At 70.6% G+C, this 20574-nt stretch carries 19 protein-coding genes; 6 read left to right on the plus strand and 13 right to left on the minus strand.

Features of this window, described 5'->3' with window-relative positions; genetic code table 11:
* Positions 1-9: 9 nt before the first annotated feature.
* The 8 genes from ACV7NO_RS06525 to ACV7NO_RS06560 all read right to left on the minus strand — a co-directional run bounded on the left by ACV7NO_RS06525 (position 10) and on the right by ACV7NO_RS06560 (position 10624).
* Positions 10-678, minus strand: coding sequence for a flagellar hook assembly protein FlgD (locus ACV7NO_RS06525; RefSeq protein ID WP_463405201.1), 669 nt, complete (start codon positions 676-678; stop codon positions 10-12).
* A 12-nt stretch (positions 679-690) separates the two neighbouring features.
* On the minus strand, positions 691-3201 hold the full coding sequence (locus ACV7NO_RS06530; protein WP_463405202.1) for a flagellar hook-length control protein FliK: 2511 nt from the start codon (positions 3199-3201) through the stop codon (positions 691-693).
* Positions 3202-3265: 64 nt separating this feature from the next.
* On the minus strand, positions 3266-5332 hold the full coding sequence (gene flhA, locus ACV7NO_RS06535) for a flagellar biosynthesis protein FlhA (protein WP_463405203.1): 2067 nt from the start codon (positions 5330-5332) through the stop codon (positions 3266-3268).
* 16 nt (positions 5333-5348) lie between these two features.
* Positions 5349-6626, minus strand: a complete 1278-nt coding sequence (locus ACV7NO_RS06540) for a sigma-54-dependent transcriptional regulator (protein ID WP_463405204.1) — start codon at positions 6624-6626, stop codon at positions 5349-5351.
* Between the two features lie 2 nt (positions 6627-6628).
* The gene (gene fliN / locus ACV7NO_RS06545; RefSeq protein ID WP_463405205.1) at positions 6629-6988 is read right to left on the minus strand and encodes a flagellar motor switch protein FliN; all 360 of its coding nucleotides are present in this window, start codon (positions 6986-6988) and stop codon (positions 6629-6631) included.
* Between the two features lie 14 nt (positions 6989-7002).
* Positions 7003-8568 carry a flagellar basal-body MS-ring/collar protein FliF gene (gene fliF, locus ACV7NO_RS06550; protein ID WP_463405206.1) on the minus strand — a complete coding sequence of 522 codons (1566 nt, stop codon included), beginning with the start codon at positions 8566-8568 and terminating at the stop codon, positions 7003-7005.
* A gap of 222 nt (positions 8569-8790) precedes the next feature.
* Positions 8791-9447, minus strand: coding sequence for a FliH/SctL family protein (locus ACV7NO_RS06555; RefSeq protein WP_463405207.1), 657 nt, complete (start codon positions 9445-9447; stop codon positions 8791-8793).
* A 148-nt stretch (positions 9448-9595) separates the two neighbouring features.
* Complete coding sequence (locus ACV7NO_RS06560) at positions 9596-10624, minus strand: flagellar motor switch protein FliG (protein WP_463405208.1); 1029 nt, start codon at positions 10622-10624, stop codon at positions 9596-9598.
* 93 nt (positions 10625-10717) lie between these two features.
* On the opposite strand from ACV7NO_RS06560, the gene ACV7NO_RS06565 reads away from it, so the two are divergent.
* Positions 10718-13438, plus strand: coding sequence for a hypothetical protein (locus tag ACV7NO_RS06565; RefSeq protein ID WP_463405209.1), 2721 nt, complete (start codon positions 10718-10720; stop codon positions 13436-13438).
* Positions 13439-13441: 3 nt separating this feature from the next.
* Entirely contained in the window at positions 13442-13870 is a 429-nt protein-coding gene (locus ACV7NO_RS06570; protein WP_463405210.1) for a flagellar biosynthesis protein FlgB, read from the plus strand.
* 192 nt (positions 13871-14062) lie between these two features.
* Here the strand turns inward: ACV7NO_RS06570 and ACV7NO_RS06575 are convergent, their stop codons facing one another.
* The 5 genes from ACV7NO_RS06575 to ACV7NO_RS06595 are packed head-to-tail and all read right to left on the minus strand — an operon-like array spanning position 14063 to position 17444.
* The gene (locus ACV7NO_RS06575) at positions 14063-14947 is read right to left on the minus strand and encodes a class I SAM-dependent methyltransferase (RefSeq protein ID WP_463405211.1); all 885 of its coding nucleotides are present in this window, start codon (positions 14945-14947) and stop codon (positions 14063-14065) included.
* A 15-nt stretch (positions 14948-14962) separates the two neighbouring features.
* Entirely contained in the window at positions 14963-15523 is a 561-nt protein-coding gene (locus tag ACV7NO_RS06580) for a MotE family protein (RefSeq protein WP_463405212.1), read from the minus strand.
* On the minus strand, positions 15524-15865 hold the full coding sequence (locus ACV7NO_RS06585; RefSeq protein WP_463405213.1) for a hypothetical protein: 342 nt from the start codon (positions 15863-15865) through the stop codon (positions 15524-15526).
* Positions 15862-16875, minus strand: coding sequence for a flagellar motor switch protein FliM (gene fliM, locus ACV7NO_RS06590; protein WP_463405214.1), 1014 nt, complete (start codon positions 16873-16875; stop codon positions 15862-15864). Before fliM ends, ACV7NO_RS06585 begins: the two co-directional genes overlap by 4 nt.
* Positions 16872-17444: a flagellar basal body-associated FliL family protein gene (locus ACV7NO_RS06595; protein WP_463405215.1), complete on the minus strand. Its 573-nt coding sequence runs from the start codon at positions 17442-17444 to the stop codon at positions 16872-16874. Before ACV7NO_RS06595 ends, fliM begins: the two co-directional genes overlap by 4 nt.
* Before the next feature lie 133 nt (positions 17445-17577).
* Between ACV7NO_RS06595 and ACV7NO_RS06600 the strand changes: the two genes are divergently transcribed.
* The 4 genes from ACV7NO_RS06600 to flgH are packed head-to-tail and all read left to right on the plus strand — an operon-like array spanning position 17578 to position 20423.
* The gene (locus ACV7NO_RS06600) at positions 17578-18321 is read left to right on the plus strand and encodes a flagellar hook-basal body complex protein (RefSeq protein WP_463405216.1); all 744 of its coding nucleotides are present in this window, start codon (positions 17578-17580) and stop codon (positions 18319-18321) included.
* A gap of 31 nt (positions 18322-18352) precedes the next feature.
* Entirely contained in the window at positions 18353-19141 is a 789-nt protein-coding gene (flgG, locus tag ACV7NO_RS06605; protein WP_463405217.1) for a flagellar basal-body rod protein FlgG, read from the plus strand.
* Positions 19138-19581 (plus strand): flagellar basal body P-ring formation chaperone FlgA, encoded by a 444-nt coding sequence (flgA, locus tag ACV7NO_RS06610; RefSeq protein WP_463405218.1) that lies wholly within the window; start codon positions 19138-19140, stop codon positions 19579-19581. The genes flgG and flgA overlap by 4 nt, the downstream gene beginning before the upstream one ends.
* 41 nt (positions 19582-19622) lie before the next feature.
* A complete protein-coding gene (gene flgH, locus ACV7NO_RS06615) occupies positions 19623-20423 on the plus strand; it encodes a flagellar basal body L-ring protein FlgH (protein ID WP_463407292.1) in 801 nt (266 codons plus the stop codon).
* Positions 20424-20574 lie beyond the last annotated feature (151 nt).

Genomic DNA, 20574 nt, shown 5'->3' on the forward strand with positions numbered 1-20574 from the left:
TCGGCCGACCTACCCGTCGATATTCGCCACCCCTATCAGCTTCGTCTTGTCGATCGCGACGCCGTTGACGGTCAGCGTGGTGGTGCTGGCGCTGCCCGTCACCGCTTTGATCGTGCCGACGCCGTTGACCGTCACGTCGATGTCGGCGTCCGCCGCGTCCTTCGCCGCGATCGCCAGCGTGTAGGCGCCCGCGGTCGCCTTCGATCCGTCCGCCCGGGTGCCGTCCCAGGCGAAGCGCCCGCCGGTGGCGGAAGGATCGATCGCCTTCGTCGCGACGACGCGGCCGGCGGCGTCGGTGATCGTTGCGGTGACCGAGGACGCGGTGCCGGTCGGGCCGAACTGCCACTGCGCGGGAGTCGCGTCGGTGAGGCCCGACGCGGCGGTGTCGAACGTACCCTCGCGGCCGATCAGACCCGCGGCCTGCGACAGATCCTGCGTGGTCAGCCGCGACAGGATGTCTTTCAGCGTCCCGGTCTGCTGGACGGTCTGTTCGACTTGCGAGAACTGCGCGAGCTGTTGCGTGTACTCCGTCGAATCCATCGGCTTCAGCGGATCCTGGTTCTGCATCTGGGTGGTGAGCAGTTTCAGGAACATGTTGAAATCGGTGGTGATCTTTGAGGCGGCGACCGCGGTGGTGGTCGCCGCGGCGGTCGCGGTTGTGTCGGTGACGGTGGTCATGCGAAGGCTCCTTCAGGCCATGAGATCGATGCGCCCGCGCGTCGCGAGCGGACGCCAGGCGGGGGTGTCGGGCGCCGCGTCCTCGATGGGGGCGGCGACGGGATAGCGGGACGGCTGCGGGTGCGGCTGGCGCTGGCCGGACTGGCTGTTCCCGTCGCCGCGGGTGTCGAAGCGCAGCGTCGCGGCGTCGGCGCGCAGGCCTGCGTCCGACAGCGCGCGCGTCAGTTCGGGCGCGTCGCGGCGGAGCAGGTCGAGCGAGGCGGGGACATCCGCCGCCACGACCGCGCGCAGCGTACCCGCGTCGTCGAACGAGAGGTTCACCTCGACCCGGCCGAAATCCTTGGGATCGAGCCGGATCGTCAGCGCCTCGCCACCGCCCGCGAGCATGTGCCGCGCGATCGCAACGCCGGTGTCATGGCCGAGCGTGCCGGAATGAACCGGGATCGTCGGCGATGCGACGGCGACGGCGGCGGCAGGTGGCGGTGCGACGCGGTCCGGAGCGGCGATGGCGGAACGCTGTGTCGCGAGCGGATCGGTCGTTTGCAGGACCGGATCCGGCGGAGTCGGGTAGGTATCCGAGACGCCTTTCGGCGCGGCGATCGCGGATGGGGTGTCGGGGACTGGGGGGGGGGCGCGGTCTGGCGTCGAACCGGCATCGTGTGCCGGTGCGATGATTGCGTTCGGTCCCGGGTCCGACGAAGGGATGGGTGCAGTCCGCGGGGTGGGTGCATTCGGCGACCGGGGCAGGGCGACGTCGGTCGGCATGATCGCGGGCGATGTCGTCGTTTCGATCCGCGGGGCGACCTGGCTTGCGGCGGCGGAGTCGCCGGTGACGGGTCGGGGAGACCTGGCCACCCGTAGACGCGACGAGGTGGAGGACGTCACGGATTGCGCGGGCGCAACGGGATTCGCGACCGGCGATGTCGGTGCCGTATCGCCGCGGGTCGCCGGCGCGCGCGGTCCTGTCGGCTGCGCGGGGGCGGGCGCGGCATGGTTCGGGGCGGGCACGGCTGGCGCCGGAGCGGTCATGCCGGGTCGCGGGAGGCCGTCGAAGGGGGCGGGGGCATCGGTCTGCGGATCGGCTGCGGGGGGTGGGGGCCCGACGGATCGACCGGCGAGCGGTTCGGGCATCGGCGCGCGATCGGCCTCGCCCGGCCGCTGGACCGCGGCATCGCGTGGCACGGGGATCGCGCTCGGCAGATATGCCGGGTCGGCCTGCGGCGTCGGCGCGGGACGATCGTCATCCGCAATCCTATGTGGGGCAATGTCCCGACCGGTCCGCGCGACCTGCGCACGACGTGGCGGCGTCGCCTCGACGGTGTCGGCCGGGACGGACGCCGACGCCGTCGGCGCGATCCGGGGCGGGGTGCTGACCGGGGTGGCCGGCATCGCCGACCGGTCGTGCGGGGTGGATACCGCGCGAGGTTCGTTCATCGCGACACGCGGGGTGACGGTTGCGTCCATCTGCGCACTGGCAGCGTCTACCGATGCGGACTCTGTCGCGGCGGGGGGAGCCGTGCCTACGCTCGACATCAGCGTCGTCGTCGGTGGCATGATCCGGGGCGGGACGGCGATCGGCTGGGCGCGCGCGATGTGCGGGCCCGGCCCCGCTCGGCTTTGATCTGCCATCCCCGGCGGCGTGGTGCCCGGGTTCGAAGGCGTGGCATCCGGCATCGACGCCTCTTGCGAGCGCTCGCGCATGCCGGGAGCCGGGATGTCGCCAGCGGGCAGGAGCGGGGGTGCGACGAGAGCTACGTCGATCGACGCCGGGTCGGCGCGCGCCGACCCGCGCCGACCCGGCGGCGGCCCATATGACGTCGCGGGCGCGGGGGCGGACAGGTCTGACGTCGGGCTGTCTCCCGCAGGAAGAAGACGCGGTTCGACGGAGGCGATGTCGATCGATGCTGCGCCGGGGGGCATGGAATTGCGTTCCACGGCTTGTGCCGGACGGAACGATGCGGTCGGGAAGCCGGGCACGGCGGTGGCAGGCTGTCCGCTTGCAAAGACCTGGTGCAGCGACGCGCCGGCTGTGATGGGGTGGGGCAAGGCGTCGATCGGATCCCGCGTGAGGCTCGCGAGCGGTACGGGCGGGGACGGTGGACCTGCATCCGCGTCCGGCCGTGCGGATCCTGCCGTGGCGGACGATGCGGTGCGCGCCATCATGGCGGGCCGGGCCGCGGACTTGTTGGTATCGGCAGCGATCGACTGCGGCTCCAGACGGAGCGGCGCGATCGGATCGGTGACGATGATGCCAGGGGAGGCAGGCGGGATCGCGTTGGAAGCCGGCGCCGACAGGCCCGACATCGGCCATGACGTCGCCAGCGTCACGCCGAGCGCGCGGGGTGAAAGGGCCACGCCCGCACCCGCCACCGGAACCGGGAGCGTCGCGCCGTCGGTCGTCGCCGCGGGCGGCAGGAGCCCGCCGAGCGCGTCCGCGAACCCGGCGTTCGTCTCGCCCGTCGCCGGGACGAGCGGCGACGCCGGGAGCAGCGCGAAGAGGGACGTGGCGGTCGAGGGGATCATCGGTGTCCGTTTCGCAGCGGCGCCGGCACGGGCGCCGGACTCGCATTATAGGGCAAGCGGAGCGTCAACCGATCGTTCCGAGCGAACGGATGCGCGCGCGGGCGTGGACCTCGTTCTGCGAGAGCACGACGGTCGAGGGGCGGACGCGCTCGATGATCGAGCGGACGAAGGGGCGCAGCGTGGGGTTGGTGAGCAGGCACGGCATCTCGCCCTCGGCCGCCAGCCGCTCGAACGTGTCGCGGACCGAGGCGAGAAACGCCTGGAGCCTGGAGGGCGCCATCGACAGCTGGCGATCGTCGCCATGCCCGACCAGGCTTTCCGCGAACGCCTCGTCCCACTCCGCCGACAGCGTGACGATCGGGATCGCGCCGTCGCGGGTCTGCTGCGCCGAGATCTGGCGCGCGAGCCGGCCGCGGACATGCTCGGTCATCTGCGTGACGTTCTGCGTCAGCGGTGCGGATTCGGCGATGCCCTCGAGGATCGTCGGAATGTCGCGGATCGAGATGCCCTCGGCGAGCAGGTTCTGGAGGATGCGCTGGATGCCCGAGATGCTGATCCGGGCGGGGACGATGTCCGCGACCAGCTTGGCGGCGTCGGCATGGACCTCCTCGAGCAGTTTCTGCGTCTCGGCATAGCTCAGCAGGTCGGCGACGTTGTCCTTGACCAGCTCGGTCAGGTGGGTGGTGATGATCGTGCCGCAATCGACGACGGTCAGCCCGCGCATCCCCGCCTCGTCGCGCAGCTCGCGGTCGATCCACAAGGCGGGCAGGCCGAAGACGGGCTCGCGCGTTTCCTCGCCCGGCAGCGTCGCGGCCTGTTCGGGGTTGATGACGAGCAGTCGGTCGAGCCGGATCTCGCCGCGTGCCGCCTCGGTCTCCTTGATATGGACGACATATTCGTTGGGTTTCAGCGCGAGATTGTCGATGATGCGGACCGAGGGCAGGACGAAGCCGTAGTCGACCGCCATCTGCCGCCGCAGCGCGCGGACCTGGTCGTCGAGCCGGGGCTCGGCCGACGCGTCGTTTATCATCGGCAGCAGCGCGTAGCCGATCTCGATCCGGATCGCGTCGATCGCGAGCGTGCGGCTGATCGGTTCCTCCACGACGGGCTGCGCCATCTCGGCGGCGACTTCGTCGGCGCGGACCTGCGTCGCGCGGGTCTTCACGTCCTTGTCGAGCTTCCACGCGGCCCAGCCGGTCGCGCCCGCGAAGATCGCGAAGGGCAGGAACGGCAGGCCCGGGATCAGCGCGAGCGCGCCCATCATCGCGGACACCATCCCGAACGCCTTGGGATAGCGGCCCAGCTGCTCGCCCAGCGCGGCGCCGGTCTTGCCGGTCGCGCCGCCCTTGGTGACGAGAAGCCCTGCGGCGGTGGAGACGATCAGCGCGGGGATCTGGCTGACGAGGCCGTCGCCGACCGTCAGCAGCGTGTAGGTATGGAATGCCTCCGCCAGGGGCACGCCGTGGACGAACACGCCCATGATGAGCCCGACGAACACGTTGATCGCGGTGATGAGCAGGGCCGCGACCGCGTCGCCCTTCACGAACTTCGACGCGCCGTCCATCGATCCGTAGAAGCCGCTTTCGGCTTCCACCTCGGCCCGGCGTTCGCGCGCCTGCGGCTCGGTGATCGTGCCGGCGTTGAGATCGGCGTCGATCGCCATCTGCTTGCCGGGCATCGAATCGAGGCTGAACCGCGCCGCGACCTCCGCGATGCGCCCCGCACCCTTGGTGATGACGACGAAGTTGATGACGATCAGGATCGCGAAGATCGTCAGCCCGATGACGGTGTCGCCGCCGATCAGGAACTCGCCGAACGCCGCGATCACCCCGCCCGCGGCATGCGCGCCCTCGTGCCCGTGGCCGAGGATCAGCCGGGTGGAGGCGAGGTTGAGCCCGAGCCGCAGCATCGTCGAGATCAGCAGGATCGTCGGGAAGGCGGAGAGCTGGAGCGGCTTGTCGATGAACAAGGCGGTCATCAGGATCATGACCGAGATCGTGATCGAGAGCGCGAGGCCCAGATCGAGCATCCAGCCGGGCATCGGCAGGATGAGCATTCCGATGATCGCGACGACGCCGAGCGCGAGCGCCATGTCGCGGTTGGCGCCGAAGCGGTCGAGAAAGGCTTTCATGGGCGTGCGTGCTCGCTCAGGCGGCCGGGGCGACGGCGATGCCGGCCTCGACGAAGGTCTTCAGCTTGTTGCGCATCGTCCTGACCGAGATGCCGAGGATGCCCGACGCGGAGGTGCGGTTGCCGCGGCACGTCTCCAGCGTGCGGAGGATCAGCGCGCGCTCGACATCCTCGACGGTGCGGCCGACGAGCGCGTCGACGCGCGCTTCGGTGGCGGCGGCGCGCCGGGCGAGGCGGGTGCCGTCGACCAGGACGAGATCGTCGGGACCGATGGTGGCGCCGGTCGCGATGACGGTGGCGCGCGCGATCACGTCCTCCAGCTCGCGCAAATTGCCGGGCCAGTCGTGCGCGGTCAGCAAACGCAGCGCGTCGGGGCGCAGCGGGCGATCGGGCAGCGCCTCCGCGCGCGCGGCGCGGGTGGCGAAATGCGTCGCCAGCGCCGCCACGTCGCCGGCGCGGGCGCGCAGCGGGGGCAGCACGATGCGCGCGCCGGCGATGCGGGCGAGCAGATCCGCGCGGAACAGGCCGTCGCGGGCGCGCTGGTCGAGATCGACGCTGCTCGCGGCGACCAGTCGGATGTCGGGGGTGATCGCCCTGACGAGCCGGGCCTGCGCGGTGGGGGCGAGGCGATCGACGTCGCGGACGAACAGCGTGCCGCCCGCGGCGCGCGCGAGCTTGCCGGTGCGGGGCAGTTCGCCGCCGGAAGCGCTGCCGAACAGTTCGGCCTCGACGATCTCGGGCGCGACGCCCGCGCATTCGACGGCCTGCATCGTGCCGGTGCGGCGCGAGGCGGCGTGGATGGCGTGCGCGAACAGCGCCTTGCCGGTGCCCGGCTCGCCTGCCAGCAGGATCGCGACGCGCCCCTGCGCGAGGCCGTGCGCGTAGTCGAGCGCGGCGACGAAGGCGGGATCGGTGCCGACCGGATCGACCGTGCGCGGTGCGGCGGCGGTGGCGAGCGCGGCGGCGATCAGCGCGGCCTCGGGGGGCAGCGGGACATAGTCGCGCGCGCCCGCACGGATCGCGGCGACCGCGAGTGCGGCGGGCGCGTCGATTCCGCAGGCGAGGACGGGGACCGCGAACCGCTCCACGCGCAGCCGCGCCATGAACGCGGGCACGTCCGCCAGCACGTCGATCATCACCAGCGCGACGCTTTCACCACGCAGCGTCGCGAGCGCCTCGTCGGCGGTGGGCGCGATCGAGACGTCGGCGCCCGCCGCCTGCGCGATCCCCGCGGCACGGCGCAGCACCGCGCACGCATCGCCGACGAGCAGCAGGCGGATCCCCGCAGGCCCCATGCTCAACGCTCCGCCTGGACGATTTCGGTGAGTGTCACGCCCAGCGCGTCGTCGATCAGCACGACCTCGCCGCGCGCGATCAGGCGATCGTTGACGAAGATGTCGACGGCCTCGCCGACGCGGCGATCGAGCTCCATCACCATCCCGGCCTTGAGCCGCAGCAGCTCGCCGATCGGCATCCGCGCGCGCCCCAGCACCGCACGGACCTGTACCGGCACGTCGTATACCGCCTGAAGCGGATCGGCGGGCTCGAGGCCCATCGGTTCAGGCAAAAGCGGCGGCGCGGTGCCCTCGAAATCGGCGAGGTAGCCCGCGGTGTCGGCGTCGAGTGCATCGGTCGGCGTCATCGGGGTGTCCGTCATGCTGGGGGAGGGGGTCACGGGTTCATCCACTGGCGGATGACGGCGGCGGCCTCGCCGGGGCTGGTCTTCACGACTTCGCCCACGCGTTGCAGCGCATCGGCGCGGATCTGGCCATCGACCTGGGTGAGCGAGATGCCGTCGCTGAGCGCGGCGCCCGACAGCGCGAGTTGCGCGGCCGCGTCGAGCAGCGGCGGTTCGGCGCCATGCGGGGTGAGCAACGTCTCGCCCGCCTCGCGCTGGTCCGCTGCGGGTTTCGGGCGGATCATCCGGAGCGCGACCAGGCCGACGCCGGCGATAAGCAGCAGCTTGGCGAAGCTGAGCATCTGATCGACGGGCAGCTTCGAGAGCAGGCCCGGCGCGTCGTCCTTGAGCGTATCGTCCGCGGCGAACGCCATGCTCTCGATCACGACGCTGTCGCCGCGCGCGGTGTCGATGCCGACCGCGTTCTCGACGAGGCGCTGGAGCCGCTGGATCTGCGCGGCGGGCAACCCCTTCGCGCCGCCGTCGACCATCACCGCGACGGTCAGCCGCTTGATCTTGCCGGGGCCGCGCAGGACGGTGCTGTGCGTCTTGCTGTTCTCGTAGGTGACGTCCTCCGACGTTTCGTCATGCGCCTTGGTGCTGGTCGGGCCCGGGGTGGCGGGGGCGGCCTGCGCCTCGGGTAGCTGGGTCGCGACGCTCGCGCCGGTGGAGGCGGGCTGGGTGTCGCTCGACTGTTCCTTGGTGCCGACGGTCACCTGATGCGCGATCACCTGCTTGTCGGGATCGTAGATCTCCGAGTCCTCCTGCGTCTGGTCGCGGTCGATATCGGCGGACACCTCGGCGCGGACCTTGCCCTGCCCGACGATCGGGGAGAGCAGCGCCTCGACCTGGTCGCGCAACTTGTCCTCGACCTGCGCCTGCCGCTCGTCCGCGCCGCCGCCGCCCATGGCGGCGGGATCGCCCGCGCGGGCGAGCAGCGCGCCGGTCTGGTCGACCACCGACACCGCCTCGGGTGTCAGCGACGGGACCGAGGAGGCGACGAGCGAGCGGATCGCCTCGACCGATTCGGCGGGCAGGCGGCCCTTGGTCTTGACGGTGACCGCCGCGGTCGCCTTCGTCGCCTCGGTCGCGAACATCGCCCGATCGGGCATGACGATGTGGACGCGCGCGCTGGAGACGGATTGCAGCGTGGAGATCGATCGCGCGAGTTCGCCCTCGATCGCGCGCGTCTCGTTCATCTTGGCGCGGCTGGCGGAGACGCCGAACGGCTCCTCCTCGTCGAGCACGTCATAGCCGATCTTGCCGCCCAGCTTCTCGCCGGCAAGGCCCATGCGCAGTTCGGCGAGGCGGCTCTGCGGCGCCATGACGGAGGTGCCGTCGGCAGAGAGCTGGAAGGGGACGTTCTGGCTTTTCAGCTTCTCGGTGATCGTCTGTGCCGCTGCGGGATCGAGATCGGTGAAGAGGAACCCCATGCTGGTGTCCTCGCCGCCACGCAGCGCGACCATCGCCAGAACCGCGAGCAACGCCGCAGCGACACCGCCCATCATCAGCAGGCGCTGCTTGCCGAGTTGGCCCAGGACTGTGCGAAGCTGCTCCAAGCGATACCCCATGCGATGCGGCCGGTGCCGTCGTCGGGATCATTATAGGAGGGGGTTGGGGCGGCAGTTTCTGCCGGGTGGGAAAATGTTGCCGGGGCCCGCGGCGCGAATCGCTATTCATGGTCGCGCGATGAGAAAGCCCCGAGATACGTCTTCACCCCGGATCAAGTCCGGGGTGACGTGAAAGATCCGACACATCGCTCACGCCAAAATGCGATCCTGTCAGCCGCCCAGCATCGGGGCCAGCGCCTCGCGGACCGTGGCGGCGCGGGCGGTGGCGTCGAGGATCACGCCGCCGCGGTCCCAGTCGATATGTGCGTCGCCGGGCGCGATCGTCGCGTCGGGGGCGACGAGGATCGCGAGGCGGCGTCGGTCGCCGGCCTGGCGGATCGCGACCAGCGCCTCGAGATCGGCGACGAGCGCGGGGGCGACCGCGACGTGGATCTCCTGCCCGCGCGCGACCTGGCGCAACGCGCGGCCGATCGCCTCGTCGATCGCGGCGAGCGGGGTCTCGACCAGCGCGCGCGCGGCGAGCATCTCGGCGGCGGCGTGCGCGACCTGGGCTGCGTCGCGCGTCGCCTCGTCGGCGATGTCGTCCAGTTGCGCCTCGACGCCCTCGATCGTCGCGTGGATCGCATCGGCGACCGACAGCAGCGCGGCGCCATGTTCCTCGCGCGCCTGCGCCAGGCCGGCTTCGAACCCCTGATCGTGCGCGCGCGCGGCGACCGCCTCCGCATCCTGCCGGAGCACCGCGAGATCCGCTTCGAGCGCGGCGACGCGCAGCCGCAGGTCGCCGGTGTCGAGCATGTCGGCCAAGGGGGAGGGCGCCTCGAACACTCGATCGAAGGCGAAGCGGCGGTGGCGGAGATCGGCGTGCATCGTCGGCCTTTCGAGGCATCGGGACGGGGGCGCTTTCCCCCTTTCGTTTCGAGCGCAGTCGAGGAACCTGTCCCGACCGTTAAGCGGCGTTTCTCGATTGCGCTCGAAACGGACGGGCAGGGTGTGGGTCGACCGCGCTCATCCTGCGTCAGATAATCATCGCATCGTCGCTCTTGGGATCGACGAGGACGATCTCGCCCGAATCCCCGAGCTGCTTGGCGAGGCGGACGAGCGCGTTCTGCGCCTCCTCGCAATCGCGCGCGCGGACGGGACCCATCGAGGCCATGTCCTCGCGCAGCAGCTTGCCCGCGCGTTCGGTGAGCGAGCCGACGAAGAGCTGGACGATGTTCTGCGGCGCGCCCTTCAACGCGAGCGCGAGCTGGCGCTTGTCCGCCTGGCGCACGATCACGCCGATCGCGGATGGCATCAGCCCGCCCAGATCCTCGAAGGTGAACATCAGCGCGCGGATCCGCTCGGCGGATTCGGGGAGGTTCTCGTCGAGCGCGTTGAGCATCGACTCCTCGGTCGAGCGGTCCATCGCGTTGAACACTTCCGCCATCGATTCGTGCGGATCGCGCTTCTGCGCGCGCGACAGGTTGCTCATGAACTCGCTGCGCAGCGTCTGCTCGACCTGGAGGAGGACGTCCTTCTGGACCGTTTCCATCTTCAGCATCCGCTGGATCACGTCGATTGCGACGTCGTTGGGCAACTGGCCCAGCACGCGTGCGGCGTGATCGGGCTTGAGCTTCGACAGGATCACCGCGACGGTCTGCGGATATTCGTTCTTGAGATAGCCGGCGAGCACCGCCTCGCTGACGTTGGACAGCTTGTCCCACATCGTCCGGCCGGCGGGGCCGCGAATCTCCTCCATGATCTCCTTGACGCGCGCGTCGGGAAGGATGCCGTCGAGCAGCCGTTCCGCGCTCTCGAAAGAGCCCTGAAGCGAATTCATCCCCGAAATGTCGCCGGTGAAGCTGAGGAGCAGGTGCTCCGCGACGACCGAGGGGACGCGGCCGAGCGTGGCGATCGCGGCGGACAGGTCCTTCACCTCGTCGGGCTGGAGCTGTTCCCAGATCGGCGCGCCATGTTCCTTGCCGAGGACGAGCATCAGCGCCGCGGCGCGCTCCGGCCCGCTGTAGCGCTTCATCTCCGCAGGCTCGACGATCAGGGTGGACATGGTGGCTCCGGTTCGGTGTGCGACCGCGGTGGGTGCGTTCGTCCTATTATAGGGACGAGCGGACGATCCCGGACGGCCGCGGCAAAGGAAGCGATGACCGATCTCGCGAACAGCCTCGCCGGACTCAGCCTGCTGAGCGGCACCATGACGACGGCCTCGTCGATCACCGCGTCGACCGCCATCGAGACGCGGGCGCAGCGGCGTGCCAAAGCCGCGTTCACCACCCCGGACACGACCCCACCGTGGAAGGCGACCGCCTCGACCCAGCCGCTGTCGGCGCAGGCGAGCGCGGTGAAGGCGCTGAAATCGGTCGTGGACAGGGCCGATGCCGCGACGCTGGCGCTGCCCGAGGACGTGCAGACGACGTTCACGACCTACAAGGCGCTCGACCGGCTGCGCGTGCTGGCGGAAAGCGCGGCGAAGGCGACGACGAGCAGCGCGGACCGGGCGACGCTGCAGAAGAGCTTCGCGCGCGGGCTGGCGGACCTGAAGACCTATCTGGCCTCCGCGCCGTCGGACAAGGTGGACCTGTCGTTCGCCAAGTCGTCGCGCAGCGCGCAGACGGTCGCGGTCGACGCACCCTCGACGCTGACCGCGCCGACGATCGCGGGCAAGGGCGTGATCGCGGCGCGCGACGGTGCGCTGGCGGGGATGACGGGCAGCGAGACGCTGAAGGTGACGCTGTCGTCGCCCGGCGGCGTGACCGACACCGTCGCCGTCGACCTGTCGCAGGCGCCACAGCCCCCGACTCTCGACGGTGTGGCCGATGCGCTGAACGCGGCGATCGCGGGGGTGACGACGCCGGGCTCGAACGGGCAACCGGTGCCGCGCTGGGGATCGGTGAAGTTCGAGCCGGTGAAGACCGGGGACAAATGGGGCCTGTCGCTGAAGCGTGCGGGCTATGAGAGCGTATCGATCGACCAGGTCGGCGGTGCGGACGCGCTGATGGTCGCGAATGGCGTCGCGGACGGCAAGGCGGCGGTGACGACGCGGCTGTCGCGGTTCGACGATCCGGCGGGCGCGATGGAGCGCGGCACGCTCGGCACGATCGCGGCGGTCGACAGGCTCGCGTCCGAGCGGCTCGTCATCGCGGCGGACGCGGACAAGAGCGACAGCAAGGTGAAGCCGGTGACGACCGCGAACGCGGCGACGCTGGCGAACGCCATCGTCACCGATCGCGACGGCTTCGGCTATGTCGTCGGCACCACTGCGGGCGCGCTGGGCGCGAACGGGGCGGAGGGCGGCGCGGGCGAAGACCTGATCCTGACCAAGATCGACAGCGAGGGCGCGATCGTGTGGCAGCGCGCGCTGGGCGCGGCAGGATCGGCGCAGGGCTCCGCGGTGACGATCGCCCCCGATGGTGGCATCGTCGTCGCGGGCAGCGTCTCGGGCAGCTTCGACGGGGTATCGAGCGACGGCGACATGCTGGTCGCGAAGTTCGATACGATGGGGAACGAGACATTCTCGACGGTGGTGCGGCAGGTCGGCGCCGAGCGCGCGACCGCGATCGCGGTCGGCGCGGATGGCGCGATCCATGTCGGCGGCACGGCATCGACCGGCGGCGGCGACGCGGTGCTCGCGCGGTTCGATGCGACGGGAAAGCTGGTCGAGCGGCGGACGATCGACAGCGGCGGCAGCGACGGCGTCGCGGCACTGGCGATCGCCGGCGATGGCGCGCTGCTCGCGCTGACCGGGGAACGCGGGCACGCGGTGCTGCGGCGGATCGACGCGGCGGCGATCGGGAGCGACCTCGCGACGCTCGACCTGGGCGTCGCGGATGCGCGCGCGATCGCGGTGGCGGCCGACGGGCGGATCGCGATCGCGGGCGCGACCGACGGCGATCTGGCGGGCGCGACCAACGCGCGGGGTGGCGGACGCGACGGGTTCGTCGCGCGCGTCGACGCCGGGCTGGCGGGCGCGTCGGTGACGTATCTGGCCTCGGCCGGCACCGATCAGGCGGACAGCGTCGCGTTCCTGGGCGCGGACCTGTATGTCGGCGGGCGCACCTCCGGCACGCTGGGCGAGAAGAAGACCGGGACGACCGACGCGTTCGTCGCGCGCGTCGACGCGGCGGGCGGCGCGATCGAGCAGGTCCGCCAGTACGGCACGGTCGACGCGACGTCGGATCCGGTGCGCGTGGCGGCGGTGGCGGGGGGTGACAGCGTGCTGGGCGCGCTGGGGCTCCACCGCGGCACGCTGACGCCGACCGATTCGACGACGCTGGAGGCGCAGACGAGCCTGCGCGCGGGCGACGGGTTCGCGATCCGCCTCAACGGCGGCGCGCTGCGCAAGGTGACGATCGCGGAGAACGATACGCTGACGACGCTGACCGCGCGGATCCGCACGTTGCTGGGCACGCAGGCGGCGAACGTCACCAACCCGCTGAAGGACGGTGGACGGACTCTGCGGATCGATGCCAAGCCGGGGAACACGATCACCTTCGTCGCCGGCGGGGCGGGGCGCGACGCGCTCGCCAAGCTGGGGCTGGAGGCGCGCAGCATCGCAACGCCGGAGAAGCTCGCCGCCGACGCGCCGAAAGTTCGCCCCGGGGGCAGCTTCGGGCTGGACCTGACCGAGGCGCTGCAGCTCGACACCAAGGATGCGGCGACGCTGGCGCTGGGGCGGATCAAGCAGGCGATCTCGTACGGGCAGTCCGCCTACCGGTCGCTCTACTGGGACGATACCAAGGCGGCGCTGGCGGATACGTCGGGCAAGTCCGGAAAGACCGGCGGCTCGACCGCGATCGCAAACGCGCAGATGGCCAATTACCAGGCGGCGCTGACGCGCCTGTCGACCACATCGACGGGGTTTTGAGCGATGAGCGACGTGCCACCGATCCTGGCCGGGATCACCCGGCAGATGCACCATCTGGCCGAACGCCAGCGGGTGATCGCGCAGAACATCGCCAATTCGGAGACCGCGGGCTTCAAGGCGCGCGAGGTGGTGGCACCCGATTTCGGCGCGCTGCTGGCGGCGCAGGGCGTGGGCGGCGGGGCAACACGGATCGCGCGGCCGCAGGTGACGCTGACCGCGGGCATGGCGGCGCTGGGCGCGCGCGCACCGTCGGGCGGCGGAGTGATCCTCGACGCCGACACCGCCGAGACGAAGCCCGACGGCAACAACGTGACGCTGGAAGACCAGCTGCTGAAGATGGGCCAGATCCAGGCCGACTTCGCGGCGATGACCAACCTGTACCGCAAGCAGCAGGGGTTGTTGAAGACCGCGCTGGGGAAGGGCGGGGGGTAAGGGCCGGCGCACCGGATCGAAGGGAATTTCCAGAGTCGCTCTGATGCCGGGCTGTCTCGCGGCGGAACGCCCTCTTCGGCCTCCCACGGCCATCGGCAGCAGGATCGTTTCCCTTCCGTACGCGGGAAAAGGCATGGTTCGGAGGGCAACGGTCGAACCGGATCGGGCTCGACCGGCGCGCCACCTGTGCCCCTATACGAAGGCTTCAAGCCGCATTGACGGATGCGGATAATGGAAGCGGTTGGCGGCGATCGGTATCACGATTCCCTCCGGTACGCCCGCCACGAAATAGTTGCCCTGATAGATGTTGGGTTCGAGCAGCGTCGGTTGCGCGTCGGTATAGACCGCGCCGATCGGGGTGTAGGCCACCTCGGTTCCGAAGACCGCGTACACCGCCATGTCGACGAAGTTGCAATGCTCGATCGTGCCGCGCAGGTGCGTGTCCTGGATGACGATGCTGTGGCACCGATAGCCCAGGAACGACAGCGCCGAGAGGTCTTTCGTCACCTGCGTGAAATCATGGGCGCCGTCGTGATGGACCAGCATGCGTCCGCCCGTCCGTGCGGCGAGCGACGCCTGCACATACTGGGGCAGGCTTCCATGGAACAGTCGCACACGTCCCGCAGCGTCTGGAAATGATCGACGGATGCGTTCGTAGGTGAACAGCAGGCATTCGCGCGAGATGTCGATGATATCGAAATCGAAGTCGAAGCGCTCCGCGCATCCTGCGATGATCGCTGCGGAGCCGCCCATAAAGCACCCCACCTCGACCACGCGATCATATTCGCCGCCGGCGTTGCGCAGCGTCTCCACGAGGTCGTAGTAATAACGGATCGAACATTGATCCTCGTACGGCACATCGACCTTGAGAACGCCATCGACGACTTCGTCGAAGATGCGGTTGAGGCCGCGATAGGACGTGACCTCGTGCATCGCCTGATGGCCGCTGTAGATCGGAATGCCGAGCGTCGCGGCGGGATCGGCGTCTGCTTCGAGGTTGGAGTCGGGGAAGATAAAGGTGCCGGGAAAAGGGGCGTCGGTCATGAGGGATCGTCTCCGGTTCAGGCGGCGCGGCATAGGCCGCGACAGGAATCAGCGCGGCTTCGCAGGGGCAGGCGCGCGCGGCAGCGCCGCCGCCTGGCGGCGCGCCATCGCCATCGTCAGCGCGGCGGCGCCCTTCGGGGACATCGCGCCGAGGATCATGGCGGTGGAGCGTTCGCGCATTTTCTGCGCGACGCGCATCTGCACGTCGAGATCGAGCTGCTCCATCACCAGCGCGGCGGCGGCGGGCTTCATCGCCTGATAGATGCGCGCGAGGTCGTCATATTGATCGGTCACGCCGGTGCCGCCGCCGGGCGTGCCCGGGCCGGCGGAGGCGGGGGGCGCGGCGGCTTCGGCGGCGCGCGCCTGCGCCTCGGCCTTCATCCGCGTTTCGGCGGCGCGCATCGCCTGTTCGCGCAGGTCGAGCGCGCGGGCGCGCTTCACCGCGGCCTGGTCGCGCGCGCCGAGATCGTCGGAAATCGCGACGCCAAGCCGGGTCTTCGGCGCGGCGGCGGGGCCGGGCTCCGCGGCGGCGAGGCCCATCGCGTTGCCGACGAGCGCGGTGCCCGCGGCACCGGCCATCAGCAGCAGCAGCGAGATCTTGCCGGCCATCTAGCGATACTCCCCGGCGGACGCGGCGCGGCGCGCGGCGTTGGCGGCATCGGCCATGTGATCGGCCGAGGCGTTGGCGATCCCGATCATCACCGTCAGCTCGTCGACCAGCGCGCGCGCGTCGGCGACGGTGCGGCGGCCGTTCGCGCAATCGGCGAGCGCGGTCTTGAGCTCCGACAGGACGATGCGCGCCTCCGCGGTCGAGCGGTCGACGACCGCCGCCACTTCGGCGAACGACTCGCGGCGTACCGCCTTCAGCGACCGCATCATCCGCACGCTCTGGACGAGGACGGCGGCGCACAGCACGATCGTGACGAGGTTGGCGAGCGTGGCGAAGGTCATGCGAGCGGCCCGCGCGCGACGTCGCCGATCAGCCGCACCGCGACGTTGCCGCCGCGTTGGCCGATATGCGCGCGCGCCAGCGGCACGCCGCCGACATGGATCTCGACCGGCGCGTCGGGACGGCGGCCGAACGGGATCGTGCGCCCGACGACGAGTGAGCGCGCATCGCCGAGCGACAGCCCCGTCTCACCCAGCACGACGTCCGCGGTCACCTCGGTCCGGCGGATCTCGGCGGCCATGTGCGCGCCCCAGAGGTTTTCCGGCCCCTGCTTCTCGCCCATGAAGCGTTGCGCGAGCAGATAGCGGACCGGCTCGATCGTGGCGTAGGGCAGCAGCACGCTGAAGCAGCCGCCGCGCCCGTCCATGTCGACGCGCAACGTCGCGACCGCGCAGATGTTGGTCGCGCCCGCGATCGAGGCGAAGCGCGGGCTGGTCTCGATCCGGTCGAGCGCCATCGTCGCCTGCGCGATCGGCTGGAGCGCGGTGCCGAGATCCTGGAGCGCGAGGACGATCATCCGCGAGACGAGCCCGGTCTCGATCCCGGTGAACGCGCGGCCGTCGATCAGCGTGCGGGTGCTGCTGCGCCGCCCGCCGAGCAGCGCATCGACCACCGCGTAGATCAGCGCGGATTCAACGGTGACGAGCCCGTAATTGTGCCATTCCTCGACCTCGAACACGCCGATCATCGCAGGGAGCGTGAGACGGTTCATGAAGTCGCCGAAGCGGATCGAGGTGACTTCCTCGATGCTGACGTCGATCGCGTCCGACGTGAGGTTGCGCATCGAGGTGGCGAAGGTGCGGACCATGCGGTCGTACACGACCTCCAGCATCGGCAGCCGCTCGTAGCTGATGACGTCGGATTCGATGACCGCCTTCAATCCGACGCGCGGGCGCGCGGGACCGCCGACGTCACCGAACAGCGCATCGATCCCGGCCTGGTCGAGCGCGCCGCCGGGCAGCGTGGCGCTCGGCGGCTCGGGCAGCGCGAAATCGTCGAAGTCGTCGCTCATTGCTGGATCAGGTCCTGGACCAGGACCTCCTTGACGACGCCGTCGCCGAGCGCGTCGTGCGCGCGGACGAGCAGCTCCTCCTTGATGCGGAACACCGCGGCGGAGCCCGACAGGTCCTCCGGTCGCAGTTCGCGCAGGAAGGGCTGGTAGGTGTCGAGGAGGATCGGCAGCTTCTCCTTTAGCGTCTCCTCGGTGGTGCCGTCGCCGGGCATCAGCACGACATGGATCTTCAGGAAGTGCGGCGCGCCGTCGGAGGAGCGCAGGTTGACGAGCATCGGCGGGACGTCGAACGGCTTGGGCGCGCCTTCGCCGCCTTCCTCGCCGCCGCCGTGCTCGCCGCCCTTGGCCTCGCCGGCGGCCTTGGCATCGGGCTTGGCCGCGCCGTGTTCGCCCGCGGGGGCCTCCGCCTCTGCTTCCGCCTTGCCGCCGAGCATCATGTATGCGCCCCCGCCACCGCCGAGCAGCACGACCGCGGCGGCTGCGCCGATGATGGCGAGCTTCTTCTTTCCCTTCTTCGCGGCCGGCTTCGCAGCGTCGTCCTTTGGGGTCTCGTCCTTGTCGCTCGACACGTTCGCGTTCCCGTCATTTGCGTTCGCGGTGCCGTCCGACCGGCGCCGCTTGATCCTATTATAGGAACGTCGGTCGGCAAAAATTGCCCGGTCGACCCGCGCAACGCGGAAATTTTGGACCGGACGCGAGACGATGGACATCTCCTCCTATGTACTGCTCAGCCAGGAACAGGCGCTGCGTCGCAAGCTCGACGTGGCGGCGAACAACATGGCGAACATGAGCACCGCGGGCTTCAAGCGCGAGCGGCCGGTGTTCCACGACTATGTGGAGCGCGCCGACGCCGCGCCGGTCGAGGCCGCGCGCAACACCGCGTTCGTGCTGGACCAGGGCGCGATGCACGACACCGCGCAGGGCAGCTTCCAGTCGACCGGCAACCCGCTCGACGTGATGATCGACGGACCGGGCTATCTCTCGGTCGAGGCGCCGGGCGGCGGCACCGCCTATACCCGCGCGGGCTTCGTCAAGGTCAACGAGAATGGCGAGCTGACCAATGCCGGCGGGCTCAAGCTGCTCGGCGAGGGGGGGCAGGCGATCGTCGTCTCGCCCGACCAGCTCGACGCGCTGACGATCGCGGCGGACGGCACCGTCTCCGGGCGCGACGGCCCGCTCGGGCGGCTGGCGGTGACGGTGTTCGACGACGAGCGCATGGTGACGCCGCGCGGCGACGGGATGATGACCGCGACCGGCGGGCGCGAACTGTCCGCCGCGGAGACGAAGCTCAAGACCGGCGGCATCGAGGCGTCGAACGTCGAGCCGATCGTCGAGACGACCGCGATGGTCGACATCCTGCGCGCCTACCAGTCGAGCATGAAGATCTCGCAGGACATCGAGGACATGCGCCGCCGCGCGATCGACCGGCTGGGCAAGCTGGGCTGACTTCCACTCACTTCACGAAAGGACCGATGCGATGCGCACGCTTTCCATCGCCGGCACCGGGATGCTGGCACAGCAGACCAATGTCGACGTCATCTCGAACAATATCGCGAACATGAACACGACGGGGTTCAAGCGCCAGCGCGCCGCGTTCCAGGACCTGCTGTACCAGCAGGAGACGCGCGCGGGCTCCGCGGCGGGCGGCGGCGACGCGGCCAAGGTGCCGACCGGCATCCAGATCGGCGCGGGCGTGAAGACCGGCGGGGTGTATCGCATCACCGAGCAGGGGGCGCCGAACCAGACGGGCAACCGCTACGACCTGGCGATCCAGGGGCGAGGCTACTTCCAGGTGACGCTGCCCGGCGGCGAGACCGGCTATACCCGCGACGGATCGTTCCAGCTGTCCGACCAGGGCGAACTGGTGACCGCGGACGGCTTCGCGGTCGAACCGGGGATCACGATCCCGCCCGAGGCGGTCGACGTCGCGATCTCCAAGACCGGGCAGGTGCAGGTGAAGCTGGCGGGCCAGACCGACTTGCAGACGGTGGGGCAGCTCCAGCTGGCGACCTTCATCAACGAGGCGGGGCTGGAGGCGAAGGGCGGCAACGTCCTGGTCGAGACGTCGGCGTCGGGCGCGGCGAACCTCGCCTCGCCCGGGGATCCGGGGTTCGGGACGACGATGCAGGGCTTCGTCGAGGCGTCGAACGTCAACCCGGTGTCCGAGATCACCGCGCTCATCACCGCGCAGCGCGCGTACGAGATGAACAGCCGCGTGGTGAAGACCGCGGACGAGATGCTCGCGACGTCGAGCCAGCTGCGATGATCGCGCGTCTGGTCCTTGCGATGCTGCTGGCGACGCCCGCGGTCGCGGCGCCGACCGGGCCCGTTCCCGTGCCGGTGCTGGTCCGCGCGGTCGAGCGCGGCGAGGTGCTGTCGGCGGCGGATTTCGAGGCGCAGCCGCGCGTGCCCGGCGCGGCGCTGGGCGCGTTGCCGATCGCGACCGCGGCGGGGCGCGAGACGGTGCGCGCGATGCCCGCGGGCGCGGTGGTGCGCGCGGGCGACCTCGTCACCCCGCGGCTGGTGCGGCGGGGCGAGCCGGTGACGATCAACCTGCGCGCGCAGGGGCTGCTGATCGCGACCGGTGGGCGCGCGCTGGCATCGGGCGGGCGCGGCGACCTGGTCCGCGTCGTCGCGACCGCCACCAACCGCACGTTCGATGCGGTCGTCGAAGGATCGGGCGCGGTGCGCCTGGCGATGCCTTGAGGAACAGGGCCATGAGGAACAGGGCCATGAGGAACAGGGCCATGAAGGATCATCTGGTGAAGCGGGGTCCCCTCTTCGCGCTGCTGTCGTCGGCGGTGCTGTTGTCCGGGTGCGGCGCGGTCGGCCGGCTGAAGCAGGTCGGCAAGGCGCCGCCGATGAGCGCGGTCGATTCGAGCGATGCGCCCTGGGTGGAGGACTCCATCGGGCGATCGGGCGCCGCGTACCGGCAGGGCGGCGCGCCCGCGAACCCCGCCGACATCGCGACCCCGCCGCCCCCGCGTGCGGCGACGCCGCCCACCGCCTCGCTGTTCCGGGCGGGCGCGGGCGCGTTCCTGGGCGACCAGCGCGCAGCGCGGACGGGCGACATCCTGACGGTGAAGATCAATGTCGCGGACAAGGCGGATCTCGGCAATTCGACCGCGCGGACGCGCGGCGGATCGGAAAGCGCGGGCGTCTCCGCGCTGCTGGGGTTGGAGAAGCTGCTGCCCAAGAGCGTCGACCCGACGAAGCTGGCGGCGGCGGACACCAAGTCCAACTACGCGGGCAGCGGCACGATCAGCCGCAGCGAGACGATCAACATGACGATGTCCGCGATCGTCACCGGCCTGCTGCCCAACGGCAATCTGGTGATCCGGGGGCGGCAGGAGATCCGCGTCAACTACGAGCTGCGCGAGCTGATCGTGACCGGGATTGTCCGCCCGCAGGACATCGCGCGCGACAATTCGATCCGCCATACGCAGATCGCGGAGGCGCGGATCAGCTATGGCGGGCGCGGCCAGCTGACGCAGGCGCAGCAGGCGCGCTGGGGGCAGCAGATCTATGACGCGCTGTTCCCGTTCTGAGATGGTAAACGACCGGTTAGCCACGATTATTCCGCCCGCACCGTCCGGAGCGACGCTTTCCTTCCCATGATGCAGGACCAGTCGCGTTCGCGGCCGGTCGCCGGGGCCGACGATCGGCCCCGTGGGCGCAGAAGCGCCCGCTTTCATCCAG

The sequence above is a fragment of the Sphingomonas sp. Ell38C01 genome (genome assembly GCF_055231975.1).